The 19,882-nt window shown below is 38.3% G+C and carries 12 protein-coding genes; 10 read left to right on the top strand and 2 right to left on the bottom strand.

Annotation, left to right across the window (positions count from 1 at the left end):
- The first annotated feature begins 72 nt into the window (after window positions 1-72).
- The 4 genes from B4Z47_RS06705 (at window position 73) to B4Z47_RS06690 (ending at window position 7,185) form a co-directional block, all read left to right on the top strand.
- On the top strand, window positions 73-1,695 hold the full coding sequence (locus B4Z47_RS06705) for a tetratricopeptide repeat protein (RefSeq protein WP_115048773.1): 1,623 nt from the start codon (window positions 73-75) through the stop codon (window positions 1,693-1,695).
- A 206-nt stretch (window positions 1,696-1,901) separates the two neighbouring features.
- Window positions 1,902-4,688: a TonB-dependent receptor gene (locus tag B4Z47_RS06700; protein ID WP_115048771.1), complete on the top strand. Its 2,787-nt coding sequence runs from the start codon at window positions 1,902-1,904 to the stop codon at window positions 4,686-4,688.
- Window positions 4,689-4,838: 150 nt separating this feature from the next.
- Window positions 4,839-6,101 (top strand): right-handed parallel beta-helix repeat-containing protein, encoded by a 1,263-nt coding sequence (locus B4Z47_RS06695; protein ID WP_115049587.1) that lies wholly within the window; start codon window positions 4,839-4,841, stop codon window positions 6,099-6,101.
- Between the two features lie 70 nt (window positions 6,102-6,171).
- Window positions 6,172-7,185, top strand: coding sequence for a phytase (locus B4Z47_RS06690; RefSeq protein ID WP_115049586.1), 1,014 nt, complete (start codon window positions 6,172-6,174; stop codon window positions 7,183-7,185).
- A gap of 97 nt (window positions 7,186-7,282) precedes the next feature.
- Here B4Z47_RS06690 and B4Z47_RS06685 read toward each other — a convergent pair whose 3' ends face one another.
- Entirely contained in the window at window positions 7,283-9,310 is a 2,028-nt protein-coding gene (locus B4Z47_RS06685; RefSeq protein WP_115048769.1) for a PAS domain-containing sensor histidine kinase, read from the bottom strand.
- Between the two features lie 338 nt (window positions 9,311-9,648).
- Between B4Z47_RS06685 and B4Z47_RS06680 the strand changes: the two genes are divergently transcribed.
- The gene (locus tag B4Z47_RS06680) at window positions 9,649-10,317 is read left to right on the top strand and encodes a response regulator (RefSeq protein ID WP_070563855.1); all 669 of its coding nucleotides are present in this window, start codon (window positions 9,649-9,651) and stop codon (window positions 10,315-10,317) included.
- 63 nt (window positions 10,318-10,380) lie between these two features.
- Here B4Z47_RS06680 and lgt read toward each other — a convergent pair whose 3' ends face one another.
- The gene (lgt, locus tag B4Z47_RS06675) at window positions 10,381-11,199 is read right to left on the bottom strand and encodes a prolipoprotein diacylglyceryl transferase (protein ID WP_115048767.1); all 819 of its coding nucleotides are present in this window, start codon (window positions 11,197-11,199) and stop codon (window positions 10,381-10,383) included.
- Between the two features lie 504 nt (window positions 11,200-11,703).
- Here lgt and B4Z47_RS06670 point away from each other — a divergent pair.
- The 5 genes from B4Z47_RS06670 (at window position 11,704) to B4Z47_RS06650 (ending at window position 19,835) form a co-directional block, all read left to right on the top strand.
- The gene (locus B4Z47_RS06670) at window positions 11,704-13,581 is read left to right on the top strand and encodes a sensor histidine kinase (RefSeq protein ID WP_286727064.1); all 1,878 of its coding nucleotides are present in this window, start codon (window positions 11,704-11,706) and stop codon (window positions 13,579-13,581) included.
- 12 nt (window positions 13,582-13,593) lie between these two features.
- Window positions 13,594-14,328, top strand: coding sequence for a LytR/AlgR family response regulator transcription factor (locus B4Z47_RS06665; RefSeq protein ID WP_046673530.1), 735 nt, complete (start codon window positions 13,594-13,596; stop codon window positions 14,326-14,328).
- 121 nt (window positions 14,329-14,449) lie between these two features.
- Window positions 14,450-15,190 (top strand): ImuA family protein, encoded by a 741-nt coding sequence (locus B4Z47_RS06660; RefSeq protein WP_070563863.1) that lies wholly within the window; start codon window positions 14,450-14,452, stop codon window positions 15,188-15,190.
- Window positions 15,191-15,192: 2 nt separating this feature from the next.
- Window positions 15,193-16,692, top strand: a complete 1,500-nt coding sequence (locus tag B4Z47_RS06655; RefSeq protein WP_070563866.1) for a Y-family DNA polymerase — start codon at window positions 15,193-15,195, stop codon at window positions 16,690-16,692.
- A 2-nt stretch (window positions 16,693-16,694) separates the two neighbouring features.
- Complete coding sequence (locus B4Z47_RS06650; protein ID WP_070563869.1) at window positions 16,695-19,835, top strand: error-prone DNA polymerase; 3,141 nt, start codon at window positions 16,695-16,697, stop codon at window positions 19,833-19,835.
- The last annotated feature ends 47 nt before the right edge of the window (window positions 19,836-19,882 follow it).

The raw sequence follows: 19,882 nt of genomic DNA, 5'->3' as shown, positions 1-19,882 counted from the left end.
ATTGCTTTATGTGATTTAATATTGTGTTAACATGTTTCATGTACATTTGCAATTCGATTATTTACGTTAAATATGAGGATTTCTGATAAAATTATTTTGTTTCTACTTTTTTTTATACAGCTTTTTTTGTGTCACCCGGGTACTGCGCAGGTTGAATCCTTTAAGGATATCAGAGGATTAAGTCAAAACCATCCTGATTCTGCAATTATGCTCGTCAAAAAACGTTATGCAAAAGCTGTTACGGATAAAGACTTATTATTACAAGCCAATTGTTTACAGGCGATTGGATGGTTATGTGTCAATCAGGGACATTATGGACAGGCGCAGGACTACTATTTTCAAGCCGATCGAATCTATACGCAATTAAATTCAAAACAGCATCTTGCTTCGAATTGGAGTGATATCGGGGAGCTCAATATTTTCAACAAACAACATGATGTAGCGAAAGTTTATTTTAACAAGGCGCTACATTCTTTCCGAACAGAGGGGGATAAAAATGGAGAGGCAGGTACATTAGGGAATATAGGTCATTTATTTGAAAAGGAAGCGAACTACGACTCCGCCTTTGTCTACCAGCATCTTGCTTTGTCCATTTATAGCAGTGTGGGTAATAAAAATGGAGAAGCCAAGATCCATGAAAATTTGGGGAGTATTTATGAAGATCTTGCAAGGTATGACAGCGCTTTTCTTCATTTTGAAAAAGCAAGTACCCTCTATACGGAAACAAAAGACAATTATGGAAAAATTGTGGTCATAAATAATATGGGCGATATTTTTAGAAAGACCAATAAATATCCAGAAAGTATTAAACTCACGCAATTGGCCTATCAGATGGCGGAAAATTTGGGTGATGTGTATCAAATGGCTGCTACGACAAAAGATTTGAGTAGGACCTACACCTTGCGTGAGCAGATGGATAGCGCATATTTTTATGCAGAAAAGAGCCGTAAGTTGGTGCTTGAACTATATAGCGTAGATGGTGCTCGACATACCGCTTTTTTTCAGGCGCTCTACGATATGAATCAAAAAGCTGAGGAGATTGAAAAATTGCAGGTAACAAAAAGAATCAACTTAATCATGCTGTGGGGAACAATCGTGGTTTTAATTTTGTTAATTGTATTATCCTATGTATTGCATAGTCGTCAGAAAATTAAGATCAAAAATCAGATTACTGAATCGCGAAAACAGGAGGCCGAACGTGAGTTGACTGAAGTAGCCCTTAAAAACCAGTTGCTTGAAGATAAGCAGCTCAAACAAGAACTGTCGCTCAAGCAAAAGGAATTGACATCCCATACCTTAAATCTAATCCGTAACAATCAATTTTTGGAAGAACTTCGTGATGAATTAAAAGGAATGGTTAAGGACGAACGCCGGGATCAAAAACGACAAATGCAGAAGTTGGTGTTGCAAATCAATGAAAATATTACGCAGGGCATCCATTGGAAAGAGTTTATGGGAACTTTCGAAAAGGTACATCACAGCTTTTTTGAAAAACTTATTCAACGATTTCCAGATTTGACGGCCGCAGATATGCGATTAATAGCATTGCTTAAAATAAATTTGAATAATATCGATATTGCCGTCTTATTGGGCATTTCACAAGATAGCCTTCGTGTTGCCAGACATCGATTGCGAAAAAAATTAAGATTGGAACAAGGAGAGGATCTGACGGGTTATCTCGTTGGTATTTCATAATTTTTTAACACAGGAGTAATAGAATGTTAATGGCGTGTAATTTGTTTTTAAATTACTGTTTACTAGTGTTTTATATCTTCTTGTTTCCTTGCTGTATAGTGCTCTTTTTACCTTGTTTCCTTGTTGTAACGCTAGATATTTTGTGTGAATAGAATTGGCTGCCATCTTTGCGACAACAATCAAAGATTCATAATAATCTAAGCAAAATGAAAAACTTTTTAACGGTATTACTTGCCTCCAGTATTTCGGTCAGCGCTGCTTATGCGACCAAAATCAAAGGTAAGGTATTAGATGGTCAGACTGGTGAAGCCATTGCTGGTGCAACAGTGTTCTTGGAACAGTGTGGGCTATCGACCAAAACACAATTGGATGGTTCGTTTGAATTCAAAGGATTATCTGCAGGTGTGGATAAGGTTCATATCAAGCATATGGCCTATGCCGAATTAATTAAAGAAATCGAAATTCAAAAAGAAAATACACCTCATTTTATTTTTCAGCTGACATCTACCGAACAGACATTAATGGAAGTAACCATAAAGGGACGTCGGAATGGAGGGGATGATGATCCTAGTGCAAGGCGTTTGGAAAAGAATGCGTCACAAATTATGAATGTTGTTTCGGCGCGTGCAATAGAGATTTCTCCGGATATCACCGTTGCTAATGTTGTACAGCGTGTTTCGGGTGTATCTATAGAAAGAAATTCGAATGGCGAGGGGCAATATGCTATTCTGAGAGGGATGGATAAACGTTACAATACCACTTTAGTGAATGGTGTAAAGGTTCCAAGTCCGGATAATAAATACCGTTATGTCCCTTTGGATTTATTTCCTTCAGATATGTTGGAACGCTTAGAAGTCTACAAGTCGCTAACACCAAATATGGAAGCCGATGCGGTGGGTGGAGTTGTCAATATGGTTATGAAATCGGCGCCGACTAAATTATTGCTTCAAGCAAATTTGGCAACAGGCTACAGCCAACGTTATTTTAATCGTGATTTTGGAAGCTTTTCAACAGGCGGAACCTCGGCTAAATCTCCCTACGAACAGCATGGGAAGAATTACAATGCAACCGCTGCTGATTTTAATAAGGGGGCATTAGATTATACCTATAAAAAGCCCCTTCCAGATCTTGTAGGCAATTTGACAATAGGCAATCGGTATTTGGATGATAAATTGGGCGTTATTTTGGGTGCGAGTTATCAAAATTTACATCGAGGTAGTCGTTCTATTTTCTACAAATCGGCTGTCGTTGGCGTAAATCCCAATGCGGTAATTACTGAGCAGAGTGATCGTCAATATGATGAACAGCAACAACGCTTAGGTTTGCATAACAAGGTCGACTATCGATTTAATCCAAATCATCGGGTTAGCTTTTATCAAATGTATGTGAATTTAAATAACATGCAATTGCGTGATGCGGTAAATACGATATATAATGGTCAGTATGATCCCAGTATTGGTAAAGCCGAACTGACCTATGTGACAAGAAGCCGAAAAACACAGCAACAGATCTACAATGGTACCCTACAGGGGGATCATCATTTTTTAGATAATCGTCTGAATGTCCGTTGGTCAGGTGTGCTTTCTTCAGCGCGCAATCAATTGCCACAAAATACGATGATCAGTCTGGATGGAGTAGAAGAAAATTTTGAACGTAAAAGGACTTCTCTCGTCAATAAATCTCCCGTAACCTATCGTTGGGAGCGGAATACCGATAATGATCATGCAGGCTATTGGGATGTAGCTTATAAAGTTCCAATGGAAAACAGTAAGCTGGAGCTATCGACGGGAGGTTTGTATCGTGATAAACAGCGTAGTAGTTTTTACAATAACTATAACTTATCACCAGCTTCGGCAGAAGAGGCAAAGTATAAATACGGCGTAGATTTTCAGCGCTATACCGATCTCAATTTGACCGTCACCAATCCTACCGGAGCTGTCGCAAATCCATTAACTTATGATGCTGGAGAGAGGACCACAGCATTGTACGGTATGTTCAATTATGAGAATGACAAATGGCAGATGATCGGTGGGATCCGGATGGAGCATACCAATCAGAATTATAAATTATTGTTTCCTGCAGGAGAAAAAAGACCAGAAGGATCCCAAATTTATACAGATTGGCTGCCAAGTTTGACCATGAAATATCATTTGGACGAAAAACAACAGCTTCATGCGGCCTATTATCGTGCGTTAAACCGACCTGGATTTTATGAAATTGTACCCTCAAGTGTGGTTAATGAAGAGTTTTTAGAAAAAGGAAACCCAGATTTAAAACACGCCTTAGCAGATAATTTTGATTTAAGGTATGAATTATTCCCTGAGGCTTCCTCTCAATTTCTTGTGGGTATGTTTTACAAGAAAATCAAAAACCCAATTGAATATACCTTTCAACCGGATGAGGTTCGTAAACAGGATGTATACTACACACCTGGTAATTTTGGTAATGCCAATAACTTTGGTCTTGAGGTTGATTATATCAAGTATATCCAGAAATTTGGTGTTAAGGCAAATTACACCTATACACATTCACGTATAACTACCGCCAAGATGTCGCGTCGAATCAATGAGACCACACAGGACCCTGAAGCGATTATCGTGGATCAAACGAGACCGCTATATGGGCAAGCTGCACATGTGGCCAATCTATCGCTACTTTACAAAGATGCTAATAATGGCTGGGAAGGACAGTTAGCTGGATCTTATACCGGCTCACGAATCAATACAGTGTCACAATTTTTGAACGATGATTTATGGCAAAAAGGATTTGTTCAGTTAGATGCTTCTATTGAGAAGAAATTTAAAGCTGGTTGGGTCATTTTTGCCAAAGCTAACAACATCTTGAACACACCAATGGAATTGTATGTGAAAGGAACAAATCCCGAAAATGAGAAGATCGCTGAAAAGCTTATTGAAGGCGGAAATACTTTGATTAGAAAGGATTTGTATGGACAGAACTATATCCTTGGATTACGTTATTCGTTTAGTAAATAATAGACCCGCGTAAAACAGGGCATGTTTTAATCTGAACATGTGCGACGTGAAATAACAACAGTTTGTTTCGGTGAAGCTTTCACTTTTTTGGAAAGCCAATGTTTTGGATAAGTGAAATCTGCTTCATCATTAAAAATTAAATATATACAGATGAAAAATAAATGTATTTTATCGTTTCTAGCGTTTTTTATCGTGGTGCTAAGTGCCTGTGAAAAAGCAAATATTGATGTTGATACTTCTGATGCTGATGGAAGTGCTATAGGTGAGGTCTCCGGTGTGTGGAGCAAAGGGAGTGTGCAGCATATCAAGGGAGATATTATTATTCCCGAAGGCAAGAGCCTGACGATTGAGGAAGGTGTAACCGTATTGATGGATTCAGTCAATAAGCCTGAAATTGTTGTTTTGGGTAATTTGTATGCACTAGGTACAGCTGAAAATCCTGTAAAGTTTACGGTTGAAGATGGATATAAGACGAAGACGAATGAATTTGGGAAGTTATGGGGAGGAATTTTAGCCGCTCCAAGCTGCCAGGAACTTGTTTTGGACAATACCGTCATTGAATATGGTGGTGCAATTACATCGGATGCGTCGACTTCTGTAAAAATGGGCTTGTATAAAAAAGTGTCTGGTGAAGCTTTGCCAGCTTTGTGGTTCTCAAATCCAGACGGAAAGCTAGTTGTTCAAAATAGTACTGTAAGTCATTTTCACGAAGACTGTACGTATATTGAAGGCGGAAAAATCATTTTCGCTAACAATCGTTTCTTTTCTAATGGGGTGACAGGTGGAGAAGCGATGAATTTCAAATCCGGATGTCTTGCAGATGTTGCTTATAACCTCGTGTATAGTGTAAATACCAATGCATTAAAACTATCCAACTCGGGAGACCGTACACCGCAGGCTTATATTATTGTTTATAATAATACCATGCTCAATACAGGGTGGCGCAGACCTACAGCCAAAGGAGGTTCCATATGGTTAGAAGCCTCTGTCAGAGCAGAAATTTATAATAATCTTTTTGCCAATACACGGTTTGGTGTCAAGCGTGATCCTAAAAAACCAGAAGATAGCCGTTCTGTGTCAGGTAATAATTGGTATTATGGCTACGGTCAATTGACTGTAGATCAGTTTCAGGTCGGTAAAAATGATATTGTAGGCGGTAGTAATGATGTTAGAGGTAAAGTGGCAGGGGAGAATAATCCTAAATTTGTTTCTTATCCTTTAGAAACATCAGTTGACAATTACATATTTGATTTAACCTGGGATTTTCATCTTCAGGGGAATTCACCTGCATTAAAGGCCGGTACTTTGGCTTTTAAACCCCATTTTACGAGTGGCCTGGTGATGTCAAACGGCCTGACATATAATTCTCCTCAGCCTGCAGCTTATGTTGGGGCATTTGGTTCCAAATTCTAATTTACTTCATATAATGACAAATTTAAAAACAATACTAACACTAACTTTTGGAGCGTCAACCCTGCTTCAAATGGCATGCAAAAATGCGCAAACAAATACGGTAAACTCAGTTAAACCCATTATTGTGACCGATGCTGTACGTTATGATTCGGATGATCCTGCAATTTGGATCAATAAGAGCGATCCGAGCAAGAGTCTGATTATAGCAACGGATAAAGATGCCGATGGAGCTTTATTCGTGTACGATTTACAGGGTAAAACGGTCAAAGAAAAAGTGGTTTCCAATTTAAAACGGCCAAACAATGTCGATGTCGCTTACGGTTTGGTATTGGGGGGGAAACCTGTCGATATCGCTGTCACAACAGAGCGTATGACCCATAAATTGCGTATTTTTTCACTACCTGACATGAAGCCGATCGATCAAGGGGGATTAGATATGTTTGTTGGTGAAACTGAGCCTGAATTCAGAGATCTGATGGGGATTGCCCTATATACTTCTCCAAAAGGAGAGATCTATGCTATTGTTGGACGAAAAAATGGACCAAAAGAAGGCTATTTGGGACAATATTTATTGGAGGATAATGGCTCTGGTTCAGTAAAAGCTACACTGGTTCGCAAATTCGGTTCATTTAGTGGAAAGAAAGAGATTGAGGCAATAGCGGTGGACAATGAGCTTGGGTATATTTACTATTCGGATGAACAGGTTGGCGTAAAACAATACTATGCGGATCCAGCAAAGGGAAACCAACAGTTGGCATTGTTTGCTACAGCAGGTTTTAAAGAAGATCATGAAGGTATTTCGATTTATAAAGTGACCGACAGTACTGGATATATCTTGGTGTCGGACCAGGGTGCAAATCGTTTTCAGGTTTTTAGTCGGGAAGGAACCAAAAGCAATCCTTTCGAACATAAATATCTGAAGACTGTGCCGGTTATGGCAACACAAAGTGATGGTTCGGAAACTACCTCTTTTAATTTAAATGAAACCTTCAAACATGGCTTGTTTGTTGTTATGAGTGACGATAAAACATTCCATTATTATCGATGGGAAGATATTGCCGGAGCCGATTTGAAAAAGAAATAGGTGACGAATTAATATTTCAGCAACAGTTGTGATTTGATTCGCAACTGTTGCTTTTTTTGCTATCGGAAATTTTATTGGTGGTAATTAGCGCTGTTATTTATACACTGACCGGAATTTTAAACCAAAAGGTTGACCCTTGGCCGATCTGGCTGTCGACACCAATTTCTCCTTGATGTTTTTGAATAATTTCTTTGCAAATAAACAGTCCTATGCCAAATCCCGAAGCATAACGATCTGCATCGTCATTTACACGATAGAATTTATTGAATATTTGTTTCTGATCCTTATGATTGATGCCTTTTCCTTGGTCTTTGATCTCGACTTCAAAATAACCTGAATGTATGGCCACATGCATAGTAATTGTTGAATTACTGGGCGAATATTTAATGGCATTATCCATGAAGTTGATTAACACTTGTTCGATTTTATCACGATCGGCGATAATCTCCAAATTCGAATCTATTGCTCCTGAATAATGAATGAAGTGCTTTGCAGATTTTAGAGAATAGATATTTTGAATATAATCGAGTAAAGAACAAACGTTAAATGTCTTTTTGCGAAGTACTAACTTACCCTCATTTAGTTGAGTAACATTTAAAAAGCCGTCGATTAAACCGCGCATGCGCGTTGCTTGCTCATTCGATTGGTGGAGATATTGCATGCGCTTTTCGCTGCTCAATGTACCTTCTTTGGCTTGTAGTAATTGGATATAGGCAATGAGTGAGGTCAAAGGTGTTTTGAGTTCATGACTTGCGATACTAATAAAGTCTAGTTTTTTCCTTTCTTCTTCCTTGTCATTGGTGCTGTCTATTATAGCGCCGTAGATCATGAGTCTTGTCGTATCCGATTCCAATTGACTTCCGCCTATTGACCTTAACCATTTTATCTTACCCGTTTTTTTATCTTTTATTTCACATTGACAATCAAAAGGGGATTGTTTGAGCGTTACTTCTTGAAAAACATGATGAATGATGTTTCTATACTGAGGCAGAATTTGGTCGAAAAAGTCGGATTCTTTTATGTTGTCACGCTGATCGAAGCCAAATAATTCACGGCAACGATCATTGAGTTCCATTTTCTTGGTTTCCATGTCAATAGAAAAGATACCGATGCCGGCGGCTTCTACGATCATTCTAAACTGTTGATCTCTTTTGGCGATAAGTTGATTAATAGCTTCAAGTTTTTCATGCTCTTGATGCTGGATGGTAATATCTATAGCGGTGCCTGCAAACCATTCGGGTTGTTGGTCTTGGTCAAAGTATACTCTTCCTTTACAGTGCAACCACCGTAATTGAAGATCTTGTGCTCCAATGGTTCTAAATTGTACGTCATAAACACCTTTGTTTTGGTAAGTCAGTGACTTTTTGACTTCTTGATCGATTCTATTCCTATCTTCTGGATGAATATATTTTAGTACCTCATTATATGGAACATATTCACCTTTCGCAAAACCAAAGAGCTCCCGGGTCCGTTCATCCCAATTGACCATATAATTTTTACAATTTAAATTCCATGTACCCATCTCAGCCGACTGTAAGGCAAAATGGTAATGTTCTTCACTTTCTATGATTTTCTTGAGTGCATCCTTAAGCTTTTCATTGAGATCTTCGGTATGTTTAGGTGATAAGGTATAATTATTCGTGGGGATTTTGTAGGGGGTTCCTGCTACTGTATACTTTTGAGTTAATAAATCTTGTAGCAGTTTTCGTTCAATGGTATTTTTTTCTTGCGTTTGTGGGGTGTCGTCTTCATTTTCAGGTATCAGTCTAATTTGATTAAATATGGCATAAATTTCACCCTTTTCATTGATGAGCGGATGATATTCAAACGTGTGCGTATATCGGAGTGAAGATTGTTGTTCGGTTTTGAGCTTGATCTTTATCTTGTCGATCAGCTGTGTATTTTCATTTCCCCAAACGTTTTTCAAAAGGGGGATATAAGACGTTAATTCTTCTTGTTGAAGACAATTCTCAAGATATTGCCCAATCGCGCTGTGATCACAATTCCATAATTTTAACATGTTAGTGCTTGCATAAGAAATACGGAGATCTGCGCTATCATAAATTGCGCAAGCATCCAATGAAGAAGAGAGAACGGCTAAAATATCTTTATCTGAACAAATCATAACATATCAAAAATTAAGCGTTGATTAAGCGATATCATGTATAGCTTGATTTAATAGCGTACAAATATTGTTCCTTTCTCATGAGTTTTCGCTCTATCCATAAATGACCGGAGTTGTCGTAAGGGATGAAATCCACTATTTTATTTGCCAGTTGATCCTGTGGGCTGTTTAATGTGAACTCATCATGTCGACAGTAGACTGGATAGAAAGTTGTATCTTTATTTTGTTTATGCAGTCTGTTTCTTTTTTATTTCAAATAGCGAATATGATAAATTATCGTTGCAGTATAAGTTTGGAAGAAAATAGAATTGAAAGTTTTTATTTAAATGCCATAGAAGATGAATACGGTTAAGATACTATTGGTTGAAGATCACATGGTCGTACGGAATGGTATTAAACTACTTTTAGAATCCCAGGGTGAATTTACGGTGATAGGCGAGGCATCTGATGGTGCAGAAGCGCTGTCTATATTGGCGAATGGTTTAGCTCCTGATATTGTTTTAACTGATATAAACATGGAGCATATGGACGGGATGGAGCTTTTAAAAATCATCAGTCAAAAATATCCATTGGTCAAAGTTGTGATATTGTCTATGCTAAATCAAATTCATTATGTTGTTGAAGGTTTTGAACATGGTCTTTCAGGCTACCTGTTGAAAAATATAGGTTACAATGAATTACTTTTTGGATTAAAGCATGTCGCTGAAGGCGGACGCTATATGAGCGAAGAAATTAGTATAGCCCTGCTTGAACAAGTTTCTTCCGGTCAAGTTTATAGGGATGCGGGCTCGAATATCATCCTCGATCTGGAAATAAACGATCGCGAGCTAGAAGTATTAGAGTTAATCGCTGACGGTTTTACAAATTTAGAAATTGCAGATAAAATCTTTTTGAGTAAGCGTACTGTTGAAGGATATCGGCAGAGCTTGATAGATAAAACAAGGGTAAAAAATACCGCGGAATTAGTAAAATATGCTTTTCAACATGGCTTATTAAAAAAGTCATGATAACCATTTCTGTATTTGGTGAGCATGACGTAGCGGGCTATTATTGGAAGTCTGCGCATGCTATTACGTTATATTCGGTATTCTTTCTCGACAACGATTGAAAATAAATAGACCAGCTCCAATAAGAATGAAGGGTATACTAAGCAGCTGTCCCATATTGATCAATAAGGAGTCTTCAAAATGCTCTTGATTGATTTTCAAAAACTCATCTAAAAACCTGAACGAAAACAGCAAAATCAACAGCAAGGCGAAATAGTTTCCATTGTTACGTCGAAGCTTGTTTTCTTTCCATAAACGATATAACAATACGAATAATAAGAGACAAAATAAGGCTTCATAAAGCTGTGCTGGATGCCGGGGGATAGTATCGATATGGGTAAACACAAAGGCCCAAGGTAAGCTACTTGCTGTGCCAATCATTTCAGAGTTCATTAAGTTGCCCAATCGAATGCAAACACCAGCTAAAGGGACGACCAAAGCAATCCGATCTGCAAGCCAGAGAAAAGGAAGTTGCTGTTTTTTTGCAAATAAATAGATTGCGATTAGTATGCCTATACCACCACCGTGGCTTGCCAGCCCACCTTCCCATATGGCTAATATTTTTAAGGGATTATTGAGGTAATAACCGGGATCGTAAAATAATACATGCCCTAGTCTAGCGCCAATGACAGTACCAAAAACAATATAAATGGTTAGTTGATCTAAAAACTCGGGTGGCCGACCTTCTTTCTTAAATAATGATCCTAATATCTTATAACATAATACAATACCCAATAACCAAAATAGTCCGTACCAGCGAATAGGGTGTTCAATAAGTGGAATAACAAAGATATCACTATCTATAGTCCAGTTTATGTAAGTAAAGATTAGGTTATTTACCATATTACGTTTTAGCGTGATGCTTTATGATATAAGTATGTGGTATGGCTATTTCGTTACACGTTTTGATAAAAAAACGAAATTCTCTTTATCGATGCAAATATTGAGTCATATATTGCGATTATTAAATAGTAAGTTTTCATTGTTGACCAATTTGTATGTTTGTAGGAAGTAAAAGAAAATTAACTCTATCTGCGATCAATAATTGCACTCGGTGTTTTTACTGAGGAAGAATATTAACATAAGTATCAGTGGGGTTAAATACTTTTGAAAGTATATATTGGTTTTTTTGATAATATTCCGATATTCGACAATAGATAACATGATATGGATAGTAGTGCCTTGCCTATTTTTTTATAGCTGTTGATATCTTGTGAAAGCTTATTATAGTTAATGAAGGAGGTAATGGAAAAATATAAGACCTTCATGTAAATTTAAACAGATAGTTATATTCTGATGATACGAAATTTGACAAGATTTACTTTTTGTTTTTTATCTCTCGTGCTAATGGCACAGTTACTTTCTTGTTATCAAAGTGACCGTCAGACGTCTAGAAATAATGCGCATACTGAAGATAAGGCACTTGATTTAACCTATCAGGACACATTATTAAAATTTCTCGCTCTACAGGATTTTAGGGATCAATCTATTATAGCAAAGAAGACAACGGAGTTTGCTAAGGATAGATATTTTAATATTTCTGGCTATAATTGGATTTTTTTGGCGTATAACTACTTGTTGGATGATAAAATTGATTCAATAGAAATTGCGCTGAAAAACCTTGATGGGAGAACAATGTCTCCCGATTTGCATGTTCTGAAGGATTACTTTAAAATAAGAGCTAATTTTATTTTTAATGATGTGACTACTATTGGCATCATGGAACAAATTATCGATGCGAAAGAATATGCATTAGCAAATAAAAGTAGGTTTAGTTTTCTTTTTTTTAATCTATTGGCCAATGCAAATTATCGCCGCGCTGATTATAACCAGGCACTCAAAGATAACGAGTCGTGGTATTATTATCATCCCAACAGATCCGACCCACATGTTGCACAGGCCTATCAGGAGATTAAATTTATACAGTATATTGAATTGCATGATTTTGAGAAATTAAAATTAACACTGGATAGCTGCAGATATTATGCAAATAAAACGGCTGATTCTGCTATTATTATGCGCATGTATAATTTACAGGCGCAGTATTTTTTTAGCATAGGTAATAGTCGAAAAGCAGTAGAGGCATCCCAAAAGTATTTTAATTATTTATCTTCAAGCAAGGCGCTCAATGCCTATGCGTATGCGAATTTGGCAAAAAATTTTTTGAATAATCATCAAGTGGACTCGGCGATCTATTATTTCAATGCTGGATTGCAGTTTATCAAAACACATAAAGGCAAGCAAAATAAATTATTCTATTACCAGAATCTACAAGTAGCACACGCATTAAAAGGAGATTATGAACGGGCTTATTTTACCTTAGATTCAGCCTATCAGGATTATAAAAATAGCACAAAAAGTATTGAAAATGATCGTATCAATGAGATCAATACACGATATGAAACTGAAAAAAAGGACCAGGCTATTCAGCTTTTAAAAACAACAAATGCCTTCAACCATCAGATTATGGTCCAACAGCGTTGGATTTTTGTTATTTTATTTGCGCTGATCTTTAGTATTGCATTCTTCATTTATTATCGGAATAAACAAAAGTTGTTGAAAAATATTAATCAGCGTATAGTTGCCGAAAACAGACAATTAATTTTAGAGCAAAAGACACGACAAAACCAGCTTAATCCGCATTTTATTTATAATGCTATAGCTAATTTGCAAGGTTTGATCAGTAGTGAACAAAAAGCAAAAGCAAATCAATACCTCATCCTGTTGTCCCGTCAAATTCGTGATATACTCGAATTAAATAGGGAGGAGTATATTTCTTTGGATCAAGAAATTAAATCATTAAAGAATTATATACTTTTACAGCAGATGCGCTATCAAGATGTATTTGATTTTGAAATTGAGAGCGGTAATTTGGATGTGGACGATGTCATGATTCCCCCCATGTTGATTCAGCCGTTTGTTGAAAACGCTATTGAACATGCTTTCAAAAATTTAAATTATCGCGGACAGTTACAAATTCTTTTTAATCAGCAAGCAGATCAATTGCATATTGTTATCAGTGATAATGGTTGGGGAATGCGCACAGATAAAAAAGAGAATGCGCACAAGACATCTCTTTCACAGGTGATTACCAAAGAGCGTCTTGAACTTTTATTTACTGATCCAAAGCAAAAAGCAAGGATTGAAATAAAACCCAATTATAAAGAGGATAAAAGTGGATATCGTGTAGAAATTTATATCCCACTTGTTTTATATTTTAATTAAATACGTGAAATTATGAAAGTTTATATTCTTGAAGACGAGCATAACATCTATCTGTATATTAAGTCTCTGTTAGATGCGATACCCTATGTTCAGATAGTAGGTTATAGTCCCTCTATTGCCCAGGCAGAACGTGAATTGCTTGAATCTAATCCAGATCTTATTTTAGCCGATATTCAATTGAAAGACGGATCCAGTTTATCCTTCCTTTCAGAACTGAAATTGGATATTAATACCATCTTTATAACAGCATTTAACCAGTATGCCATAGAAGCCCTAAATATAGGTGCCATTGCGTATTTATTAAAGCCATTAGTCCCAGAACAATTTATGGAAGCTATTGAAAAATGTTATAAAAAAAATACGGAATTTAAGTTCAATAGCATGCAATTAAGCATGGCCGAAAGCTATCTGAAATCTCCAAGTAGACCTCGTAAGATAGCGCTTCGTACATTTGAATATACCCAGATCGTGAATATTGATGATATTCTTTATTGTCATGGAGATAAAGGGTATACTACATTTTATATCAAAGACAATAAACCGATGATGGTTTCAAAAGTCCTTAAACATTTTGAAACGATGCTTCCTGAATCTGAATTTATTCGTTGTCATCAATCTTATTTAATCAATGCCAATTATATTAAAAAATATTTCAAGGATGGCCAAATAGAAATGTCTGATGGTAAAATGATTCCTGTTGCGACCAGAAAAAAAGATGTCATCCAACAATTCTTGAATGATATATAAGAATTGAAATAGTAAAGATTCCGTTTTAGCACTGTGTTTATTTGCTAAAAAATATAGCTTTCGTCTTTAATACTAAAATATTTAGTATTACATTTGTATGTACTATTAAATAGGAGGGGCTATGATGTTAGATGATAAACAAGCTTTGATTAGCAAACTTAAAAAAGACTTACTGTCGTGGCAGGGAGTAGCTCAAAGTTTGAATGATGAATGCGCTATAGATTTGGGGCCTTTGGAAAAAGCTTTTCCAAATGGAATCTTTCCCAAAGGTGTTATACATGAATTTGTTAGCTTTAACCGCATGGATAGTGCTGCTTCCTGTGGATTTATTGGTGCTTTGCTTGGAAAACTGATGCAAAATGATGGGATTTGTATTTGGATAGGCTCTATTCAAACGGTATTTCCTGCTGCTATCAAATCATTTGGAGTTGATCCGGCCTCGATTGTTTTTGTCTCCATGAAACGGGAAAGAGATGTTTTATGGGCAATGGAAGAAGCGTTGAAATGCCATGGCATAACAGCCGTATTGGCTGAAATACATCAGCTGGATTTTATTCAGTCAAGGCGCCTTCAACTTGCCGTAGAAAAAAGCCGGGTGACAGGATTTATACTTCAACATAACCCCAAGATCTTGTTGGCGACGAGTTGTGCTGCACGTTGGAAGGTTACTTCTTTACCTAGTCAATCGGATGATGGATTACCTGGTATTGGTTACCCCTGTTGGGAAGTAGAGCTGCTTAAGGTAAGAAATGGTAATCCAGCCAAAGGACAAATTATCTGGTCTCCACAAGGATTTAGAACATTCCTCAAAAAAGATGTGCAGATCACAGATTGGACCTATAATTATCAAAATTTAGGCTAGCCATGAAAAAAAGATTTGCGTCCCTTTGGTTTCGTTACTTAAAAACAGATTGGCTTACCGTCTGTAAGCCACATTTGCAGGATGTTCCTGTTGTTTTGTCTGTCGCTGTGCAAGGAAAATTAATCGTTAGTGCGTGTAACGCATTTGCAGAGCAAGCGGGGATACACGCAGGTATGGCTATAGCAGATGCACGGGCATTTATTCCATCACTTAAAATCATCAAAGAGCAAGCTGGATTGGCTGAAAAATTACTCCATTCCATAGCAGATTGGTGCATAAGGTATACACCATGGGTTTCATTGGATGAGCCCGATGGAATTATGCTCGATATAAGTGGTTGTGCACATCTTTGGGGTGGAGAGGCAACTTACTTAACAAGTATTGTTTCTCAATTTAAACAACATGGTTATACTGTGCGCATGGGCATTGCTGATACCATTGGGGCCGCATGGGCTATCACACATTTTGGTTCTGAAAATACGATTATAAATGAACAGGCGCAGTCAGAGGCACTTTTTCCCTTGCACCCTGCAGCACTACGATTGGAAGAGGTTCAATTGAAAAGGTTGCAATCGCTTGGACTACAGTCAATAGGAAGTTTTGCAAAAATGCCGCGTTCAGTCTTGCGTAGAAGATTTGGTGACAGCCTATTGCTTCGACTGGATCAGGCCATGGGGCTGGAAGATGAATTTGTTCTTCCTATAAAAGCTAATTTACCGTATGAAGAGCGATTACCTTGTCTCGAACCCATCTGTACAGCACATGGTATTGAACTGGCGCTGGAAGAGTTATTAAACAAGTTGTGTAAACGTTTGTCGGGAGAGGGGAAAGGATTACGTGCAGCTGAATTGAATTGCCACCGCGTGGATGGGAAATTAGAGACAATCAGCATTGAGACTAATCGTGCTACTGCCCAGGTCAAACATATCCTTCAATTATTTGCCATAAAGATTCCACAGATTGAACCGGCATTGGGGATTGAATTATTTACTTTGGAGGTTTCTAAAGTTGAAATTGCAGATCCTATTCAGGAAAATCTTTGGAACCATAGAATTGGCCTCAAAAACCCGGCAGTTACCGAACTGTTAGATCGCTTGAAAAGTAGGGACGCCAATTGTGAGATTTCACGCTATGTTCCGTCTGCACATTACTGGCCCGAGCGATCCATGAAAATAGCGACTACACTAGATGAGGTTGCAACTGTTGACTGGCAAATGGCAAGACCACGTCCGACGCGATTATTGAAGGTTCCGGAACGTATTATTGTTACAGCTCCCATACCCGATTATCCCCCCATCTTGTTCCGTTATAAGGGAGACACCTATACGATCAGAAAAGCAGATGGCCCCGAACGTATTGAGCGTGAATGGTGGATTGATCCAGGCGAACATCGGGATTACTATGCGGTAGAAGATCTGCAAGGCCGGCGTTTTTGGCTGTATCGTTCGGGGCATTATGACGGGCATACGGATCAATGGTTTATACACGGTTTTTTTGCTTAAGCATGGGCTATTGTGAATTACAGATAACAAGTAATTTTAGTTTTCTCGAAGGTGCTTCACACCCTGAGGAACTGATCGAAAGGGCTGCTCAATTGGGGTATCATGCTGTTGCAGTAACCGACCGTAATAGCCTTGCTGGGATCGTTCGTGCGCATATCGAGGCTAAAAAAGTAGGTATACGACTTATTCCTGCCTGTCGTTTAGATTTACAGGATGGCCCAAGTTTATTGGCCTACCCAACAGATAAAGAGGCTTATGGCCGACTCTCAACATTGTTAACTCTTGGAAATTTAAGGACCGAAAAAGGAAAATGCGAGTTATATAAAAACGATGTATTTCAATACGCTGAAGGGATTATATTCATTATTTGTCCACCTGAAAAATTGGTCGTGGGGTTTGAGCTTGAACATTCATTTATTGAGTTTGTTCAGGAATGTCAACAGCATCTCCAGGGCTATCTTAATCTAGGAATAAAAAAACTCTATCGTGGGGATGATGCTAAATTATTGTTTCGGATAAATCAGCTTGGCGAACAATTGGATATCCCGAGGGTGGTACTTGGTGATGTATATTATCATGTCCCTGAAAGGCGTGAATTGCAGGATATTTTAACCTGCATTCGTGAAAAATGTACGATACATACGGCTGGATTTCATTTACATCCTAATGCGGAGCGTTATCTCAAATCAATACCTGAAGTTGAACGTTTGTTTAGGCTGTATCCTGAGGCCGTAGCACAGAGTGTAAAAATAGCCAATGCTTGTCGTTTTGCCCTAGATGATTTGAAGTACATCTATCCAGATGAATTATCATCCCATGGTCGAACGACGCAGGAGGAATTAACTTATTTAACCTGGGAAGGGGCAAAAAAACGATTTGATGGTGATATTCCAGCAACAGTTCGTGAAACGATTCTAATGGAACTTGATTTTATCGAACGCAAAAATTATGCTTCTTATTTTTTAACTGTATACGATTATGTCCGGTTTGCAAAGGAAAAAGGAATTTTATGCCAGGGACGTGGATCGGCAGCAAATTCTACGGTCTGTTACTGTTTGGGCATTACTTCTGTTGACCCATCAAAATACAGGCTTTTATTTGCACGATTTATGTCCGATGCACGCGATGAACCGCCGGATATAGACGTCGACTTTGAACATGAGCGTCGAGAAGAAGTGATCCAGTATATTTATGAGAAATATGGTCGAAATCGTGCTGCTATCGTAGCAACTGTCACACAGGTACGCTCCAAAGGCGCAATACGTGATGTTGGCAAGGCGATGGGGCTTTCCATGGATGCGGTAGGGCGTTTAGCAGGGGTAGTGAGTAGCCATTGGGACGATGATATCAATTTGGAACGTTTGGTTGAACAGGGCTTTAATCCCGAAGATCAACATTTGCGAAAAATTCTCGAATTGACGCACCAATATATTGGCTTTCCACGTCAATTGGGGCAGCATACGGGCGGCTTTGTTATTACGCAAGGTAATTTGCATGAGCTTTGTCCCTTAATAAATGCCCGTATGGATAATCGGACAAATCTCGAATGGAATAAAGATGATCTTGAGGCACTGGGTTTTCTAAAGGTTGATGTACTTGCTTTGGGGATGTTGACCTGTATACGCAAAGCTTTTGACCTCGCTAAAAAGCATTATGGAAAAGAGCTTACCCTGGCTGATATTGGGGCAAAAGACGATCCAAAGGTTTACGATATGATCTGTCATGCGGATACCTTAGGTGTATTCCAGATCGAAAGCCGGGCCCAGATGTCGATGTTGCCGCGATTAAAACCGCGCGAATTTTATGATCTGGTTATTGAGGTGGCTATCGTACGGCCTGGACCAATACAAGGCGATATGGTGCATCCTTATTTGCGTCGGCGAAATAAAGAGGAAGATGTCGATTATCCAAGCACAGAGATCCAAACCATTCTTGAAAAAACCTTGGGCGTCCCCCTTTTTCAGGAGCAGGCCATGGAAATTGCCATTGTTGCTGCGGGATTTACACCTGCAGAGGCCGACGAATTGCGCCGAAGCATGGCTACATTCAAAGCCAAAGGGCAGGTGTCGACTTTTCACAAAAAGATGGTCGATGGTATGGTAAAGAAAAACTATACGGAAGAGTTTGCAAATCGAGTTTTTAAGCAATTGGAAGGTTTTGGCAGTTACGGTTTTCCAGAGAGTCACGCAGCGTCTTTTGCATTACTGGTGTATGTGTCCTCATGGCTTAAGTATTACTATCCGGATATTTTTGCAGCATCCTTACTCAATAGTCAGCCCATGGGGTTCTATCAGCCAGCACAAATTGTTATTGATGCACAGAAACACGGGGTAAAAGTACGCCCTATTGATATCAATCATTCTTTGTGGGACAATACCTTAGAAGGAGAAATTGGAAAACCACATGACCTTCGATTAGGCTTACGTCAGATCAAAGGATTTTCAATGGAAGAGGCTGCTGTGCTGACACAAGGTCGGCAGTCTGCTTATGCATCCATTACTGGTATGATGGATGTTGGACTATCTCTTACTGCGTTGGAGAAGTTAGCTGATGCAGATGCCTTTACATCATTAGGTATTGATCGTCGGCAAGCACTTTGGGAAATTACAGCATTGGCGGATCGTCCGATTGCATTATTTGAAGGTCAACCCTCTGAAAGTATAGTAGAAGGACAGATCGAACTGCCATTGCTCACGAAAAGCCAACATGTAGTGGCCGACTATGCAAGAACCTCACTATCCATTAAAGCACATCCCGTGAGTTTCTTGCGCGGTAAGCTTGATCTACTCCATGTCGTGCCTACAGCAAAATTAGGTCTGATCAAAAATAATATACTCGTGAAAATATGCGGATTGATTACGGTTAGACAACGACCAGGAACCTCTAAAGGTGTTTTATTTATCACCATTGAAGATGATACCGGTTTTGCAAATATTGTCGTTTGGAGTACTGTATTTGAAAAATATCGAAAAGAAATTCTTCGCGCAAAACTCCTGATGGTCGCGGGTAAAATTCAAGTTGAAGGAGAGGTTATTCATGTAATAGCAGAACGATGCTTTGATATGTCAGGTTTGTTAAAAGATCTGACAACAGTTGGCGACAATGCTGCAGGTATTTTTCATAAGGGAAGAAATTTTCATTGATCTTTCATTTATTAATCTGATTTTTGATCTAAAATGGTTCAGTGCTA

It is taken from the genome of Sphingobacterium sp. UBA2610 (assembly GCF_002339225.1).
Classification (GTDB): domain Bacteria; phylum Bacteroidota; class Bacteroidia; order Sphingobacteriales; family Sphingobacteriaceae; genus Sphingobacterium; species Sphingobacterium multivorum.
Note: the sequence above shows the minus strand (reverse complement) of the source record. Positions and strands in the feature narration are given on the sequence as shown.